The sequence below is a fragment of the Marinovum sp. E3 genome, assembly GCF_055755275.1.
On sequence record NZ_CM146908.1, the window covers coordinates 3,108,521 to 3,123,798 of the forward strand.

Annotated in this window: 15 protein-coding genes; 8 read left to right on the plus strand and 7 right to left on the minus strand. The window is 63.1% G+C overall.

Annotation, left to right across the window (positions count from 1 at the left end; translation table 11 throughout):
* Nucleotides 1-822: an ABC transporter permease gene (locus tag AC0J5K_RS15255; protein ID WP_048533193.1), complete on the minus strand. Its 822-nt coding sequence runs from the start codon at nt 820-822 to the stop codon at nt 1-3.
* Between the two features lie 308 nt (nt 823-1,130).
* On the opposite strand from AC0J5K_RS15255, the gene cysQ reads away from it, so the two are divergent.
* The 8 genes from cysQ to AC0J5K_RS15295 all read left to right on the plus strand — a co-directional run bounded on the left by cysQ (nt 1,131) and on the right by AC0J5K_RS15295 (nt 10,449).
* Complete coding sequence (gene cysQ, locus AC0J5K_RS15260) at nt 1,131-1,901, plus strand: 3'(2'),5'-bisphosphate nucleotidase CysQ (RefSeq protein ID WP_371398940.1); 771 nt, start codon at nt 1,131-1,133, stop codon at nt 1,899-1,901.
* A gap of 6 nt (nt 1,902-1,907) precedes the next feature.
* Entirely contained in the window at nt 1,908-3,143 is a 1,236-nt protein-coding gene (locus AC0J5K_RS15265; RefSeq protein ID WP_274565338.1) for a glycosyltransferase family 2 protein, read from the plus strand.
* Between the two features lie 75 nt (nt 3,144-3,218).
* Entirely contained in the window at nt 3,219-4,112 is an 894-nt protein-coding gene (gene galU / locus AC0J5K_RS15270) for a UTP--glucose-1-phosphate uridylyltransferase GalU (RefSeq protein WP_048533195.1), read from the plus strand.
* A 3-nt stretch (nt 4,113-4,115) separates the two neighbouring features.
* Nucleotides 4,116-5,105 carry a UDP-glucose 4-epimerase GalE gene (gene galE / locus AC0J5K_RS15275; RefSeq protein WP_074835922.1) on the plus strand — a complete coding sequence of 330 codons (990 nt, stop codon included), beginning with the start codon at nt 4,116-4,118 and terminating at the stop codon, nt 5,103-5,105.
* 55 nt (nt 5,106-5,160) lie between these two features.
* A complete protein-coding gene (locus tag AC0J5K_RS15280; protein WP_274565337.1) occupies nt 5,161-6,282 on the plus strand; it encodes a glycosyltransferase family 4 protein in 1,122 nt (373 codons plus the stop codon).
* A gap of 103 nt (nt 6,283-6,385) precedes the next feature.
* On the plus strand, nt 6,386-7,336 hold the full coding sequence (locus AC0J5K_RS15285) for a glycosyltransferase family 2 protein (RefSeq protein ID WP_170850526.1): 951 nt from the start codon (nt 6,386-6,388) through the stop codon (nt 7,334-7,336).
* Nucleotides 7,333-9,033, plus strand: a complete 1,701-nt coding sequence (locus tag AC0J5K_RS15290; RefSeq protein WP_274565336.1) for a DUF5927 domain-containing protein — start codon at nt 7,333-7,335, stop codon at nt 9,031-9,033. The genes AC0J5K_RS15285 and AC0J5K_RS15290 overlap by 4 nt, the downstream gene beginning before the upstream one ends.
* A gap of 6 nt (nt 9,034-9,039) precedes the next feature.
* Nucleotides 9,040-10,449 carry a nodulation protein NodH gene (locus AC0J5K_RS15295; protein WP_074835929.1) on the plus strand — a complete coding sequence of 470 codons (1,410 nt, stop codon included), beginning with the start codon at nt 9,040-9,042 and terminating at the stop codon, nt 10,447-10,449.
* An 82-nt stretch (nt 10,450-10,531) separates the two neighbouring features.
* Here the strand turns inward: AC0J5K_RS15295 and AC0J5K_RS15300 are convergent, their stop codons facing one another.
* The 6 genes from AC0J5K_RS15300 to AC0J5K_RS15325 all read right to left on the minus strand — a co-directional run bounded on the left by AC0J5K_RS15300 (nt 10,532) and on the right by AC0J5K_RS15325 (nt 14,445).
* The gene (locus AC0J5K_RS15300) at nt 10,532-10,996 is read right to left on the minus strand and encodes a PTS sugar transporter subunit IIA (RefSeq protein ID WP_048533201.1); all 465 of its coding nucleotides are present in this window, start codon (nt 10,994-10,996) and stop codon (nt 10,532-10,534) included.
* A 39-nt stretch (nt 10,997-11,035) separates the two neighbouring features.
* Nucleotides 11,036-11,608: a ribosome hibernation-promoting factor, HPF/YfiA family gene (gene hpf / locus AC0J5K_RS15305; protein ID WP_048533202.1), complete on the minus strand. Its 573-nt coding sequence runs from the start codon at nt 11,606-11,608 to the stop codon at nt 11,036-11,038.
* 281 nt (nt 11,609-11,889) lie between these two features.
* Nucleotides 11,890-12,648: an LPS export ABC transporter ATP-binding protein gene (gene lptB, locus AC0J5K_RS15310; RefSeq protein WP_048533203.1), complete on the minus strand. Its 759-nt coding sequence runs from the start codon at nt 12,646-12,648 to the stop codon at nt 11,890-11,892.
* Between the two features lies 1 nt (nt 12,649).
* Nucleotides 12,650-13,144 carry an LptA/OstA family protein gene (locus tag AC0J5K_RS15315; RefSeq protein WP_274565335.1) on the minus strand — a complete coding sequence of 165 codons (495 nt, stop codon included), beginning with the start codon at nt 13,142-13,144 and terminating at the stop codon, nt 12,650-12,652.
* Complete coding sequence (locus tag AC0J5K_RS15320; RefSeq protein WP_139211257.1) at nt 13,141-13,764, minus strand: hypothetical protein; 624 nt, start codon at nt 13,762-13,764, stop codon at nt 13,141-13,143. Before AC0J5K_RS15320 ends, AC0J5K_RS15315 begins: the two co-directional genes overlap by 4 nt.
* A gap of 69 nt (nt 13,765-13,833) precedes the next feature.
* Nucleotides 13,834-14,445: a ribonuclease D gene (locus AC0J5K_RS15325; RefSeq protein ID WP_274565334.1), complete on the minus strand. Its 612-nt coding sequence runs from the start codon at nt 14,443-14,445 to the stop codon at nt 13,834-13,836.
* Between the last annotated feature and the right edge of the window lie 833 nt (nt 14,446-15,278).

Below are 15,278 nucleotides of genomic sequence, written 5' to 3' on the forward strand. Positions count from 1 at the left end.
TCAACTCCGCGCCGACCAGCTGGCCGAGGCATGGCGGCGGGTATAGAATTCGCCCATCAGCCCGATGGTAATCAGACCGACCCCCAGCCAGAGCGGATATTCGAGGTTGGAATTGCGCGGATAGTAATTGACGAAGGCATAGCCACGGGCCTGGTCGATGGCGTGGAACAGCGGGTTCCAGTCGAACATCGCCAGCATGTAGCCCGGCAGCGTGTTGGCGACGAACATCTTGCCCGAAGCGATCATGTTGGCGCGCTGATAGATCGACGACAGGATGGTGATCGCTGAAGGAAACCACGGCTTGAGCGCGAGAAAGACCATGCCTACCGCCGCCCCGGTGAACCAGGCCAGCAGGATCATCCCCATGCAGCCGATCGGATCGTTGATCTCGACATCGGCAAACCCGACGTCATAGACAAAAAGCACGATCAGCACCGAAAGCACCTGGATATAGAGCGACGAAAGCATGCCCGACAGGATCGAGATGATCGTGTTCATCGGCGCATGTTGCATCATCGGCGCGGTCGGCCCCTCGGCGCCGGCGACGGCGCTCATCGTCTTGATGTGGGTCATGTAGAGGAAGATGCCCGACATGATGTAGATCAGGAAATCGCCGCGCAGCTTGAGCCCGCGCAATCCGAGCACGGTGAACATGGCATAGAAGACCATCACCATGATGATGGTCTGAAGCACGTTCATGAAGATCGACATGAAAGCATTGCCGTGCGTCTTGCGCACGTTGCGCACCGCGCCGTGATAGACCAGCTCGATCGTGGTGACGACGGAATCGAGCGTCGTCCTTGGGCGCCGTTGTACGAACATGAAGCTCTGCTCCGCCAGAATAGGGCACTATTGGCACGGAATTCTTGCTGTTCCGTTGTCTCCCAGCATAACCGCGATCCGGCGTCTCGACAACAAAACCCTTTGCCGCGCCGGCGCTGCATCCGCCTCGGTGCCGGCCGGCCGCAGCCGGACGATACCGGCGCGAAAACGCCCGGTTTTTCCGCGCCTGGCCGCCCGCCAAGGTGATGGACATGACCCGACGACAGGTCTAGGCAATGAACAAAGACCGGCACGGCCCGGACGGCGATCAGGAGCTCATTGTGAATTACGACCAGTTGACCAAGGTGATGCGGACACTCGCGCTCGAAGCGGGCGATGTGATCATGGAGATCTACAATTCCGACGATTTCGACGTGCAGACGAAATCCGACGCCAGCCCGGTCACCGCAGCCGACGCGGCCGCCGATGCGCTGATCTCGGCCGGGCTGCGCGAGGCGTTTCCCGATGTGCCCCTGGTCACCGAGGAACAGGCCGAGAGCCATGATACCCAGGCCGATACCTTCCTGATCGTCGATCCGCTTGACGGCACCAAGGAGTTCATCAAGCGGCGTGGCGATTTCACCGTCAATATCGCCTATGTCGAAAGCGGCGTGCCGGTGCGCGGCGTGGTCTATGCCCCCGCGCGCAAGCGTCTGTTCTATACCTCCGCCATGGGCAATGCGGTGGAAGAGACCGGCCCCTTCGACAAGGAGACCGCCGGCGAGACCACCCCGATCAAGGTGCGCGAGGCGGAGAATTCCGCGCTGCTCGTCGTCGCCTCGAAATCGCACCGCGACGAGGCGACCGACGATTACATCGGAAAATACAAGGTGGCCGACATGAAGAGCGCGGGTTCCTCGCTCAAGTTCTGCCTTGTGGCCACCGGCGAGGCCGATCTCTATCCCCGGCTGGGCCGGACGATGGAATGGGACACCGCGGCGGGTCATGCGGTGCTCAACGGAGCCGGCGGCAAGGTGGTGCGTTTCGACGATCATACGCCGCTGGCCTATGGCAAGGAGGGCTATGCCAACCCGTTCTTCATCGCCTTTGCGCCGGATGTCGAGCTGAAGGACGCCTGAGGCGTCATGCGCCCGGTCAGTGTCATAATCGTTTCGCATGGCCGGGAAGCGGCGCTGAAACGCTGCCTCAAGGCGCTCCGCCAGCTGCTGTACCCGACGTTCGAAGTGGTCGTCGTCGCCGACCGCCCGACGCTGGCGGCCTTGCAGGGGCTGCCGCAGGCGATGGGTATCAAGACCGCGCCTTGCGACGCGCAGAACATCAGCCTCGCGCGCAACATCGGCCTCGGACTGGCGGCGGGCGAGGTGGTGGCCTTCATCGATGACGATGCGGTGCCCGAGCCCACCTGGCTGACCCATCTCGCGGCGGTTTTCGATGACGCCGAGGTGGCGGCAGCGGGCGGCTATGTGCGCGGCCGCAACGGCATTTCCTGGCAGTGGCGCGGCGCCTGGGTGGATGGCTGCGGGGTCCGTCACGCCCTTCCGCTGGAAGGCGAGCGGCCGACGGTGCTGCATCCCGGCCCCGGCCGCGCGGTCAAGACCGAAGGCACCAACATGGCGTTTCGCCGCGAGGTGATCGCCGGGATCGGCGGATTTGACCCGGCCTTCCGATTCTTTCTCGACGAGACGGATTTGAACCTGCGGCTGGCCCGGGCCGGTCTTGCCACCGCGCTGGTGCCGCTGGCGCAGGTGCACCACGGCTTTGCCGCGAGCGCCCGCCGCCGCGCCGACCGGGTGCCGCGCGACCTGTTCGAAATCGGCGCCAGCCATGCCGCCTTTCTCCTGCGCCACTGCCCGGACGCAAAGCGCGGGGGCGCGCAGGCCCGCTTTGCCGGCGAACAGCGTCGTCGCCTGTTGCGGCACATGGTGGCCGGGCGGCTCGAGCCGCGCGATGTGCGCCACCTGCTGGCGCGGCTGGAGGCGGGTTTTGCCGCGGGCGCGGCGCGGGCGCCCGGCGCCCTGCCCGCCCTGCCACATGCCTCGGAGCCGTTCGCCCCGCTGCCCCCGCGCCCGGCGCTGCGCCCGAAGCTGACCTGCGGCCGCTGGTGGCACCGCGCGCGGCTGCGCCGCCAGGCGGCCCATGACGCCGCCGCTGGCCATGTCTCGACGGCGCTGATTTTCTCGCTGACAACCGCCTATTGCCACGTCCGTTTTACACCTGCGGGATATTGGGAACACAGCGGCGGGCAATTCGGCAAATCCGAGCGCGATGAGCCACTGTTCACCCTTCGCCGGTTGCGCCGGAAATGCGATGCTGAAATAGCACGCATCCGCCGCGAAAGAGGGCTGACCGGCGAGTCCTAGGTCGCAAAGTTCGTTTATATTTGCGTACCACTGGTGTAGAAATTTTGGAAACCCGTGAAATTTTGAGGGCTATTTATGCGTACGAAGGTTACAAAAGCGATTTTTCCGGTTGCCGGGCTTGGCACCCGTTTCCTGCCGGCCACCAAATCGGTGCCGAAAGAGATCATGACGCTGGTCGACAGGCCGCTGATTCAATACGCCATCGATGAGGCCCGCGCCGCCGGCATCAAGGAATTCATCTTTGTCACTTCGCGCGGCAAGGGTGCGCTCGAGGATTATTTCGATCTCGCGCCCCAGCTTGAAAACGAACTGCGCAAGAGCGGCAAGACCGAGCTGCTCGAAATCCTGAAATCGACCAATATGGAAAGCGGCGCCATTGCCTATATCCGCCAGCACAAGGCGCTGGGCCTCGGTCACGCGGTCTGGTGCGCGCGGCGGCTCATCGGCAACGAGCCCTTTGCCGTTATGTTGCCCGATGACGTGATCGCGGCGGAAAAACCCTGCCTGCAACAGATGGTCGAAGCTTACCAGGAGCATGGCGGTTCGATGGTGGCGGCGATGGAAGTGCCGCAGGACAAGACTTCGGCTTACGGCGTGCTCGACGTCAAGGACGAGATCGGTGACCTTGTGGGCGTCAAAGGCATGGTGGAAAAGCCGAAAGCCGGCGACGCGCCGTCGAACCTGGCGGTGATCGGCCGCTACATCCTGACGCCGGATGTGCTCAAGAACCTCAACAAGATGAAGCAGGGCGCCGGCGGAGAGATCCAGCTCACCGATGCCATCGCACAGGAAATCACCGAAGGCCGCGATGTCTTTGGTATGCGTTTCAAGGGCCAGCGCTTCGACTGTGGCTCCAAGGCCGGCTTCCTTCAGGCGACAGTGGCCTTCGGCCTGGCGCGCGAAGAGCTTCGTGACGATTTGCGCACCTACCTGCAAGAGCTGATGGCCGTGGATCAGGCGGCGCAATAACCGATGACCAAGGGCAATATTCTCGTCACAGGCGGTGCCGGCTACATCGGCTCGCACGCTTGCAAGGCGCTGCGCGACGCGGGCTATACGCCGGTCACTTTCGACAATCTGTCCACCGGCTGGCAGGACGCAGTGAAATTCGGCCCGTTGGCGGAAGGCGATCTGCTCGATCGGGCACGGCTCGACGAGGTGTTTGCCGAATACAAACCGCAGGCGGTCATGCATTTCGCCGCGCTCAGCCTGGTTGGCGAGGCGATGTCGAATCCCGGGCTCTACTGGCGCAACAATGTCGCCGGCTCGCTCAACCTGATCGAGGCGGCGGTCGATGCCGGCTGTCTCGATTTCGTCTTTTCCTCGACCTGCGCCACCTATGGCGACCAGGACAACGTGGTGCTGGACGAGAGCTCGCCTCAGATGCCGCTCAATTCCTACGGCAAGTCGAAACGCGCCATCGAGGACATGCTGACGGATTTCGGCGCCTCGCACGGGCTGCGCCATGTGGTCTTTCGCTATTTCAATGTCGCCGGCGCCGATCCTGACGCGGAGGTTGGCGAATATCACCGTCCCGAGACCCATCTGATCCCGCTGATGCTCGATGCGATCGACGGCAAGCGCGCCGCGCTCACCGTCTTTGGCACCGATTACGACACGCCTGATGGCACCTGCATCCGCGATTACGTGCATGTCTGTGATTTGGTGGATGCCCATGTGCTGGGGCTGAGATGGCTCGAAGAAGACAAGGAGAGCCGGATTTTCAACCTCGGCACCGGCAGCGGATTTTCAGTATTCGAGGTGATCGCCCATTCCAAAGCCGTCACCAACCGCGAGGTGCCGCATGAAATCGGGCCGCGTCGCGGCGGCGATGCGACGAAACTTGTTTCCGGATCGACCCGCGCCGTGCAAGAACTGGGCTGGACCCCGATGCGATCCAACCTGGAGGCGATGATCCGCGATGCCTGGCGCTGGCACCAGAGCGGCCGTTACGAAAAATAGCCCGCCTGCCCGCTGTCTCGACATCACGCGGCTGATCCGGCGGGCCGGACGGGTGATGACCGGTGTGGACCGGGTCGAATTTGCCTATCTGCGCGCGCTGCTGGCTGATCCGGTGCCGCTTTTTGCTCTTGCCCGAACCCGGCTGGGCTATGTGCTGCTGTCACAACAGGGCGCGGCCGAGATCCTGCGCCGCGCCACCAGCGACGACTGGGGCCGGCTTGACGCGCTGGGGCGGGTGAGCAAGGGCCCCAAGATGCGCCGCCGTGCCGAGGCCGACCTACGCCGCGCAGCCCTGGCGCGCGCCTTGCCCTGGCGGCTGGGGGCAATACTGCGCCGACATCTTCCGCCCGGTACGCTCTATTGCAACACCGGCCATTCCAACCTGACCGAACGGGTGGTGACCGCCTGGCGCGGCCTGCCGGATGCACGGATCGCGGTGCTGGTGCACGACACCATCCCGCTTGATTTTCCACAATACCAGCGCCCGGAAACCCTTCGAAAGTTCAAGCGCTTCCTCGGCCGCACCGCGCAGGCGGCCGACATCATCATCTGCAATTCCAGGGCCACGCTGGCCGATTGCCAGCGTCACATGCAGGTTTTTGGCCGCATCCCCGAGGGGATCGTGGCGCCGCTGGGGATCGAGACCGTCCCGCCCGGCCCCGCCCCCCCCGGTCTGCCACCGGGGCCGTATTTTGTCTGCGTCGGCACCATCGAGCCGCGCAAGAACCATGCGCTGCTGCTCGACATCTGGGATCGCTTCGCCGCCGAGGGCCGGGATGCGCCGCACCTGCTGCTCTGCGGCGCGCGGGGCTGGAACAACGCGGCGGTCTTTGCCAGGCTCGACGCCGGCAACCCGCTGGTGCAGGAACGCCCCGGGCTGAGCGATGGGGAGATCGCGGCGCTGCTGGTGCACTCGCGCGGGCTGCTGTTTCCCAGTCTGGCCGAAGGCTACGGGCTGCCACCGATCGAGGCCGCCGCCCTGGGTGTGCCCGCCGTGGTGGCCGACCTGGCGGTCTATCGCGAGACGCTGGACGACATACCCATTTACCTGCCGCCGCAAGACATCTATTCTTGGCGCCAGAAAATCGAACAACTTCAAGAGCAGAGACCCCCGACAGCCCCCTATGTACCGCCAAGCTGGGACAGGCATTTCAACATTGTCTTAAGACAGCGCTGATACCGATCAAGGGTCGTTTCGGAAGGTTAACAGAGGATCAGGATTGGGCGCCTGGCAGTCATACAGCCTCAGGCTTCAGCGCAAGCGCTGGCGCATCCGCGCCATGCGCAAATCGCGCGAGCTTCGCGCCGCCGCCGACCGGACCGATCAGATCCGCCCCGGTGACCTGCTGCTGTTCTCGACCCTGCGCAACGAACATGTGCGCCTGCCCTATTTCCTGCGCTACTACCGCGATCTCGGCATCAACCATTTCCTGATGGTCGACAACGACAGCACCGATGGCTCGGATGCCTTTCTTGCCGATCAGCCCGATGTTTCGCTCTGGCGCACTGGGGGCAGCTACAAGCGCTCGCGCTTTGGCGTCGACTGGCTGAACTGGCTGGCGCGCAAACATGCCCATGGACATTGGGCGCTGACCGTCGACCCCGATGAATTCTTTCTGTTTCCCTTCTGTGACACCCGACCGCTCAGGGCGCTGACCGACTGGCTCGATGCCTCGTCGATCCGGTCGTTCTCGGCGATGCTGCTGGACATGTACCCCAAGGGGCCGATCAATGCGCAGCCCTATCTGCCCGGGGACAATCCGCTTGATATCGCCTGCTGGTTCGACAGCGGCAACTACGCGATCCGCCGCAATCACCGCTTCGGCAACCTCTGGATCCAGGGCGGGCCGCGGCGCCGGGTGTTCTTTTCCGACCTGCCCGAGAAGGCGCCTGCGCTGAACAAGATACCGCTGGTCAAATGGGACCGGCGCTACACCTATGTCAGCTCGACCCATATGCTGCTGCCGCGCGGGCTTAACCTCGTCTATGACGAATGGGGCGGCGAAAAGGCCAGCGGCATCCTGCTGCACACCAAGTTCCTCGACACCTTCACCGCCAAGGCGGCCGAAGAGCTGGAGCGCAGGCAGCATTATTCGGGGTCGGTGGAATACAAGGCCTATGCCCGGACGCTCGAGGAAAACCCCGATCTCTGGTGCAAGTGGTCCGAGAAATACATCAACTGGCGCCAGCTCGAAATCCTCGGATTGATGTCCAAGGGAAACTGGGCATGAGCCTCGGCGTCGTCATGCTTGTCCATACCGCCTTCAAGCGGGCGGAACAGGTAGCGCGGCATTGGGCCAACGCGGGGTGCCCGGTTGTCATCCACGTCGATCGCAATGTCGCCGCCAAATCCTACAAGGCCTTTGTCGCGGCGCTCGCGGATGTCGATCACATCCGCTTTTCCCGCCGCTACCGCTGCGAATGGGGCACCTGGGGCATCGTCGCTGCCAGCCAGACCGCCTCAGAAAAGATGCTGCGCGACTTTCCCGATGTACAGCATGTCTACCTCGCCTCGGGCTCCTGCCTGCCGCTGCGGCCGATCGAAGAGCTGATCGATTATCTGGCGGCGCGGCCGCGCACCGATTTCATCGAAAGCGCCACTACGATGGATGTGCCCTGGACGGTCGGCGGCCTCGACCAGGAGCGTTTTACCCTGCATTTCCCGTTTTCCTGGCGACGGCACCGCTTTCTGTTCGACAGGTTCGTCCAGATTCAACGCCTGATCGGGACAAAGCGGATGATCCCCAGCGGCCTGCGGCCGCATATGGGCAGCCAGTGGTGGTGCCTGACGCGACAGACGCTGACCGCCATCTTGCAAGACCCCGATCGCGCGACCTATGACGATTTCTTCCGCCGGGTCTGGATCCCCGACGAAAGCTATTACCAGACACTGGCACGGCTCTATTCCCGCGAGTTGGAGAGCCGGTCGCTGACCCTGTCGAAGTTCGATTTCCAGGGCAAGCCGCACATCTTCTACGACGACCATCTGCAACTCTTGCGCCGCTCCGATTGTTTTGTCGCGCGCAAGATCTGGCCGCATGCGGAGCTGCTCTATCGCGCCTTCCTGACCGACCGCGCCGGCGCCATGAGCCGGACCGAACCCAACCCCGGCAAGATCGACCGCATCTTTGCCAAGGCGGTCGACAGGCGGACGCGCGGGCGGCCGGGGCTCTACATGCATTCGCGTTTTCCCAACGAAAACTGGGAAAACGGAGTCACCGCCGGGCCCTACTCGGTGTTTCAGGGCTTTGCCGAGCTGTTCGACGATTTCGAGCCCTGGCTGGCGCGGGCCACCGGCTCGCGGGTGCATGGCCACCTCTTTGCGCCGGAAAAGGCCGAGTTTGCCGAAGGGGAAGAGGTGATCCATGGCGGGTTGTCGGCCAGCGCCGAAATCCGCGATGCCAACCCCTGGGCCTTTTTGACCAACCTGATCTGGAACACCCGCGGCGAACGGCAATGCTTTCAATTCGGGCCGCATGACACTCAGGACGACGTGATCTGGAACATCGCCAAAGATCCGAATGCGCAGATTTCCGTCGTCTCCGGCACCTGGGCGGTGCCGCTGTTCAACTCCAACCTCGATTTCGCCACCATCCGCCGTGCCGCCGCCAAGCTGCAAAAGATCGAGTCGGATTCGCTCGATGCCTATCGCTCGCCCTATGCCAAGGCACATATCCGCATCTGGACCATGGCCGAATTCATCGAGGCGCCGATGGAGCCACTGCAAAGCATCATCGACGAAATCGGCGCGCGCAATCCCCGCCGGCTGGCAGAGGTGCCCAAGATGCGGGATCTGACCGGCTTTGGCCAGTTCCTGCAAAACCTCAAGAACCAGGGGATGCACCCCTATCTGATGGGTGATTTTCCGGTCGAAGGCCGGCAGCTGGGCCAGCGCCCGCGCACCCGCAAACCCTATCTGGTGAGATAACAGCGCATGGCCCAGAACTTTGACGCCTTCGTGGTCTTTGCCGAGATGCGCACCGGCTCCAACCTACTTGAAGCCAATTTGAATCTGTTTGACGGCATTTCCTGCCTCGGCGAGGCCTTCAACCCGCATTTCATCGGCTATCCCAACAAGACCGAGCTGCTCGACATCAGCCGCGAAGCGCGCGACAGCGATCCGGCGGCGCTGCTCGACCGGGTGCGCGGCGCGGAGGGGCTGGCCGGCTTCCGCTATTTCCACGACCATGACCCGCGCATTCTTGCGCCGCTGCTCGACGATCCACGCATCGCCAAGATCGTGCTGACGCGCAATCCGATCGACAGCTACGTCAGCTGGAAGATCGCGCAGAAAACCGACCAGTGGAAGCTGACCAATGTCAGCCGCCGCAAGGACGCCAAGGCCACCTTTGACAAGGCCGATTTCGAGGCCCATCTCGAGGCCTTGCAGAGCTTTCAGATCCGGCTGCTGAACGGGTTGCAGACACGCGGACAGACCGCCTTCTATGTGGCTTACGAGGATGTGCAGGATCTGGGCGTGATGAACGGGCTGGCGCGCTGGCTGGGCTGCGACACCCCGCTCGAGAGCTTCGACCACAACCTCAAACGCCAGAACCCGGCGCCGATTTCCGACAAGGTCGAGAACTTTGCCGAAATGGAGCAGGCGCTGGCGCGGCTGGACCGCTTCGATCTTTCGCGGACCCCGAATTTCGAGCCGCGCCGGGGGGCTGCGGTGCCGGGATATGTGGCGGCCGGGACGGCACCGCTGCTCTACATGCCGATCAAGGGCGGGCCCGAGGAAGCGGTCTGCGACTGGCTGGCGGGGCTCGGCGGCGATCTCAGGCGCGATTTCAACCAGAAGAGTCTGCGGCAATGGCTGCGCCGCAATTCCGGCCACCGCCGTTTTACCGTGCTGCGCCATCCGCTGGCGCGGGCGCACCACGTCTTTTGCCAGCGCATCCTTTCCAAGGGGCCGCAGAGCTTTGGCCGCATCCGCCGGGTGCTGACCAACCGCCACGATCTGCCGATCCCCGAGGATTGGCCCGATCCCGCCTATGACGCCGCCACCCACCGCGCCGCCTTTGGCGGTTTTCTCGAGTTCATCCGCGCCAACCTGGCCGGGCAGACCAACCTGCGGATCGATCCGCATTGGGCCAGCCAGAGCGGCATTCTGCAAGGCATGGGCGATCTGTGCCTGCCCGACATGGTGCTGCGCGAAGGCGAGATCGCCGAGGGGCTTGCGCGGCTGGCCGCGCAAGTCGGTCTCGAGGCGCCTGCGCCCCGGGCGGCCGCACCGGACGGACCGATCGCGCTTGACGAGATCTATGACGCGGATCTCGAGGCGCTGGCGCGGGCAGCTTATCCGCGCGACTATCTGATGCTGGGTTTCGGGAACTGGCGGTAGACGGCGGGCGCGGCGCCCGGCGTGCCGGATGCTCTTGTCGCGGCCCTGGCCAAATGCCCCGGCCGCAGGGCGAGGCGGCCGCTCAGGCGGCCTTCATCGCCTCTTCCTCGGTGAGGATGGTATAAAGCGTCACCACGCTCTGATTGGCGCGCAGCTTGGTGCAGACCGCCGGATCGCGCAGCAGCCGCGAGACCCGTGCCAGCGCCTTGAGATGCTCGACGCCGGCATCCTCGGGGGCAAACAGGCCAAAGACGATATCCACCGGCTGACGGTCGACCGAGGAGAAATCGATCGGCTTTTCCAGCAGCAGGAAGACCCCCACGCAGGTATCGAGCCCGGCAATCCGCGCATGCGGCAGAGCCACCCCGTGGCCGACACCCGTCGGCCCCAGGGATTCCCGTTCGAGCAGCGACTCGAAAGCGGTGCCGGAGTTGATACCATAAGCGGCATGGGCCAGGTCGGCGACATCATGCATCAAACGCTTCTTGCTCGTGCATCCGGTATTGACCCGGATTGCCTCGGGTTTCAGCAAATCTGAAAGTTCCATAATCTCGCCTGTAATCCCATTCCTGACCAGACCGCAGGCTCAAGCCTGTTCTTGCGGTTCAATCCAGCCGATATTGCCATCATCTCGCCGATACACGACGTTCAGACCCTTCTTCTCGCTCCGAAACACCAGAACAGGTGCGCCTGCAAGTTCCATCTGCATCACGGCTTCGCCAACCGTAAGTGCGGGAATGTCCGCTTTCATTTCGGCGACGATCATCGGCTGGAGGCTGTCCGGCTCCGAATCTTCGTCCACCCCGTCGCTGGCGAGGATATACGATGACGCGCCGAATGTTTCAACGGGCTCGGACCGGTCCTTGTGGTGGTCCTTCAGACGGCGCTTGTAGCGGCGCAGCTGCTTCTCCATCTTGTCGCAGCAGCTTTCAAAAGCGGCATAGATTTCAGTGGCATGCGCCTTGGCCTGGGCGGTGAGGCCGGTGGAAAGATGCACCGTGGCCTCGCAGACGTATTCATGCGCGGCCTTGGAAAACACGACGTTCGCATCGGTCGGCCGTTCGGCATATTTCTGCACGACACCGCCCAACCCATCCTGCACATGGGTTTGCAGCGCGGCGCCGATATCGATCTGTTTGCCGGTGATTTGATAGCGCATCTTGCGTCCTTCTTATTGTTCCGGTGACGCGTCACGCCACGGCTGCCGGGGGCAGCCGAACGCTTCCACTCACCATCTCGGGGGTCTGACGAGCCGAGGTGCTTGTACAGGTAGACCCATCCCGAAAACAGGAACGCGACTCTTTTCCAAGGCAAGCCACTCAAGCGTCATGACCCCATTTGAGGACAGAGCACAGCCGTCTGTCAATGACTTGTCACGACAATAGCGCCGGAATCGGTAAACATGAGGTTAACCGCCACCCGGCCGCGCGGGGGCGTCGTTCAGGAGATCCGGAACTGATCGCCAAGGTAGACGCGGCGGACGTTTTCGTTCTCGACCACCTCCTCGGGGGTGCCCGACATCAGCACCGTTCCGTCATGCAGGATATAGGCGCGGTCGACGATCTCCAGCGTTTCGCGCACGTTGTGATCGGTAATCAGCACGCCGATGCCGCGGTTCGACAGGTCCGAAACCAGCCCCCGGATATCCCCGACCGAAATCGGATCGACCCCGGCAAAGGGTTCGTCGAGCAGGAGATATTTCGGCTCGGCCGCCAGACAGCGGGCAATCTCGACCCGCCGCCGTTCGCCGCCCGACAGCGCCAGCGCCGGGGCGCGGCGCAGGTGTTCGATGTGAAACTCCGACAGCAGCTCCTCGAGCCTTTCGCGCCGCCGCCGGCCATCGCGCACCGCGATGTCGAGAATCGCGCGGATGTTGTCCTCGACGCTCATGCCGCGAAAGATCGACATTTCCTGCGGAAGATAGCCGATACCCAGCTTGGCCCGACGGTACATCGGCATGGTGGTCACCATCTGCCCGTCGATCGTGACCGTGCCGCCTTCGGGAAACACCAGCCCCGCCACCGAATAGAAGGTCGTCGTCTTGCCGGAGCCGTTCGGCCCGAGCAGCGCCACCACTTCGCCGCGGTGCAGCTCCATGCTGACATCGCGGATCACCACCTTCTTGCGGTAGCTTTTGCGCAGGTGGTCGATGCGCAGCCCGGCAGAGCCTTGGGTCAAGGACAATTCTGGCGGCGTCATCTTATTCGCTGTCGTCCGACGTCTGGAGCACGGTCTTGACCCGGCCGGTCATCTGCGCCGTGCCTTCGTTGAGGTCGGCGACCATCTTGTCGGCGGTCAGGGCAGACCCGCCCTGGGTCAGCAGCACGTCGCCGGTCATCACGATGATGCCTGCCTCGACATCGTAGTCGGCGCTGTCGCCCTCGGCCGCCTCTGCGCCGGACACCAGCGTCACGCCGCCCCGCGCCTCGAGCCGGGCAATCTCGGACCGATCCTTGGCATAGACGACCAAGACCCGGGGCGCCGATAGCCGCATCTCGCCCTGGCCGACGATGACATCTCCGGTGAACAGCGCGGTGCCGTCGTTCTGGTTGACGCTCAGGTTCTCGGCGGTCACCTCGACGGGCGCATCCGGGTCGGGCTGAAGCGTACCAAAGCCCACTTGGGCCCCCTGCGCCAGAACGGAAACCGGCAGCAGCGAGAGCAGAACAACCGCAATCAAACGAATGGGAGTCATGGGGTGTTACCTTCCTCGGGGGCCTGACTTGCGGGCTGATATACCAGCTTCACACCATTTGTGAAAAACAATTGCACCTCGCCCTCGCCGCCGGTCTCGCGAATGCGCAGGGCGCCGGCGCTCAGATCGCCGATCGGGCTGGTCCCGGTCAGCCCCTGCGGCGCATCGGCGGTGATCGAGCGCAGCGCCGATTGCAATTCGGCGGTCCGCATCACGTAGCCGGTCGAGCTGTCGATCACCACGTCGCCGCGCAGCGCCATGAAATCGGCAGGCTCGTTCACCGCGGCACTGTCGGCGACGATATTGATCCGCGACCCATCGGTCAGCCGGAACGCAGCGCTCAGCCGGTCGGCGAGCACCCCGGCAGGGTCGTCGGGCATCGGCTTGGCGCTTTCGGCGGTGATCGACACCGCGTGTCCTTCGCGGGTGCTGCCGGTGTAATAGGGGGCTGTCACGGTGTCGCGTTCGGGGATTTCCGAGGCATCGTCAAAAAACGTCAGATCGGGTTCGTCATTGGCGCTGCGCGACAACAGGAAGACCGTGGACAGCAGGCCAAGCGCGGTCAGCGGCAAGAGCACCTTGAGGCCCGCCACCACTCTGGAATGGAATGTCTCAGTCACGGCCATGGTTCGGCCTTTCGTTCACACCTGACGTCTATCTAGGCGCGATGCTCTGCGGTGCAACGCGTCTCAATGGGCAAAGATATCCTGATCGGGCCAGCCGGCGAGATCCAGCCGGGCGCGGGCGGGCAGGAAATCGAAGCAGGCCTGTGCCATTTCACTGCGGCCCTCACGGGCGAGCCTCTGGTCGAGCACCTCGCGCAGCCGGTGCAGGTACAGCACATCCGACGCGGCATAGTCGATCTGCGCCTTGGTCAGCTCGGCCGCGCCCCAATCGCTCGATTGCTGCTGTTTCGAGATATCGACGCCCAGCAGCTCTTGCAGCAGATGCTTCAGACCGTGCCGCTCGGTGTAGGTGCGGATCAGCTTGCTGGCGATCTTGGTGCAATAGACCGGTGCGGCGAGCGTGCCGAAGGCATTGTCGAGCGCGGCGATGTCGAAGCGGCCGAAATGAAAGAGCTTGAGAACCGCCGGATCAGCCAGCAAGCGGCAGAGATTGGGGGCCTCGGTCTGGCCCCTTGTGATCTGAACCAGATGCGCCGTGCCGTCGCCAGATGACAACTGAACGACGCAAAGCCGGTCGCGGTGCGGATGCAGGCCCATGGTTTCGCAATCCACGGCGACGACAGGGCCCAGATCGAGATCCTCGGGCAGGTCGCGCTGGTAAAGGTGATGTGCCATGCCATCGGCTCCACACTTGGAATTTCCCCATGGCAATAGTGGTTTGACCTGCCCGTTGCAACGCCGGCAAACGACCGGCATCGAATCACCCCGTGGGATAGGTACGGATACCCGCATCAATCCGGCCAAATCCGGGAGATTGGCCACTCCCTTAAGAAGAGTGACGCAGGGTCCAGTCAAAAAATCTTTCGGGTAATTTGCGGCAATTTTGATGCGATGCAGCGTCAAATTGTGTGAGATGCTTCACCTTTGATGGGCGGGCCTGACCTGCGCCCGTCCGCCGCGGCCGGGCCAGAAGGACCGCAAAGCCCGAAAAACGCACCGGGCATCGAGTAAAAACAAGGGTTTCCTGCACTTTCCACTGTTCCCAGACCGGAATGAACCGAAAGGCAGGCCGGAGATTGTCAACGGCGCTACTACAATCGTACCCCAAATACCCGCCAGGGGTGTATTTTTACCGCGAAGACACCACAACCCTGGCACCATGTTGGCACAGATCCGGCGGCACCGAACCGGTCGCCAACCGAAGTTTATCCTGGGATACCAGGTAGACAAACACACACTCCCCCATAAGTTGAACGGTATTTGAGGCAACTTGACGACAGAAACCTGACCGGCCATTTTCGATGAAGTCGAGCGAAAATCAGCCGAGAAAATCGGTGAGTTTTTTTTCAAACGGCACTTGGGGGTTGGTGCTTTCACCTGGGAGTGAAGTGTACGGTTAATGGGTCTGCGCGTGGCAGGTGAAATCATCTCGGTTTCCCGGCTGCATTGAATTTCGACATGGGACCGCGTGTGTTCGCTCTGCTTTGGCAGTGCGGATGATCTGTGTC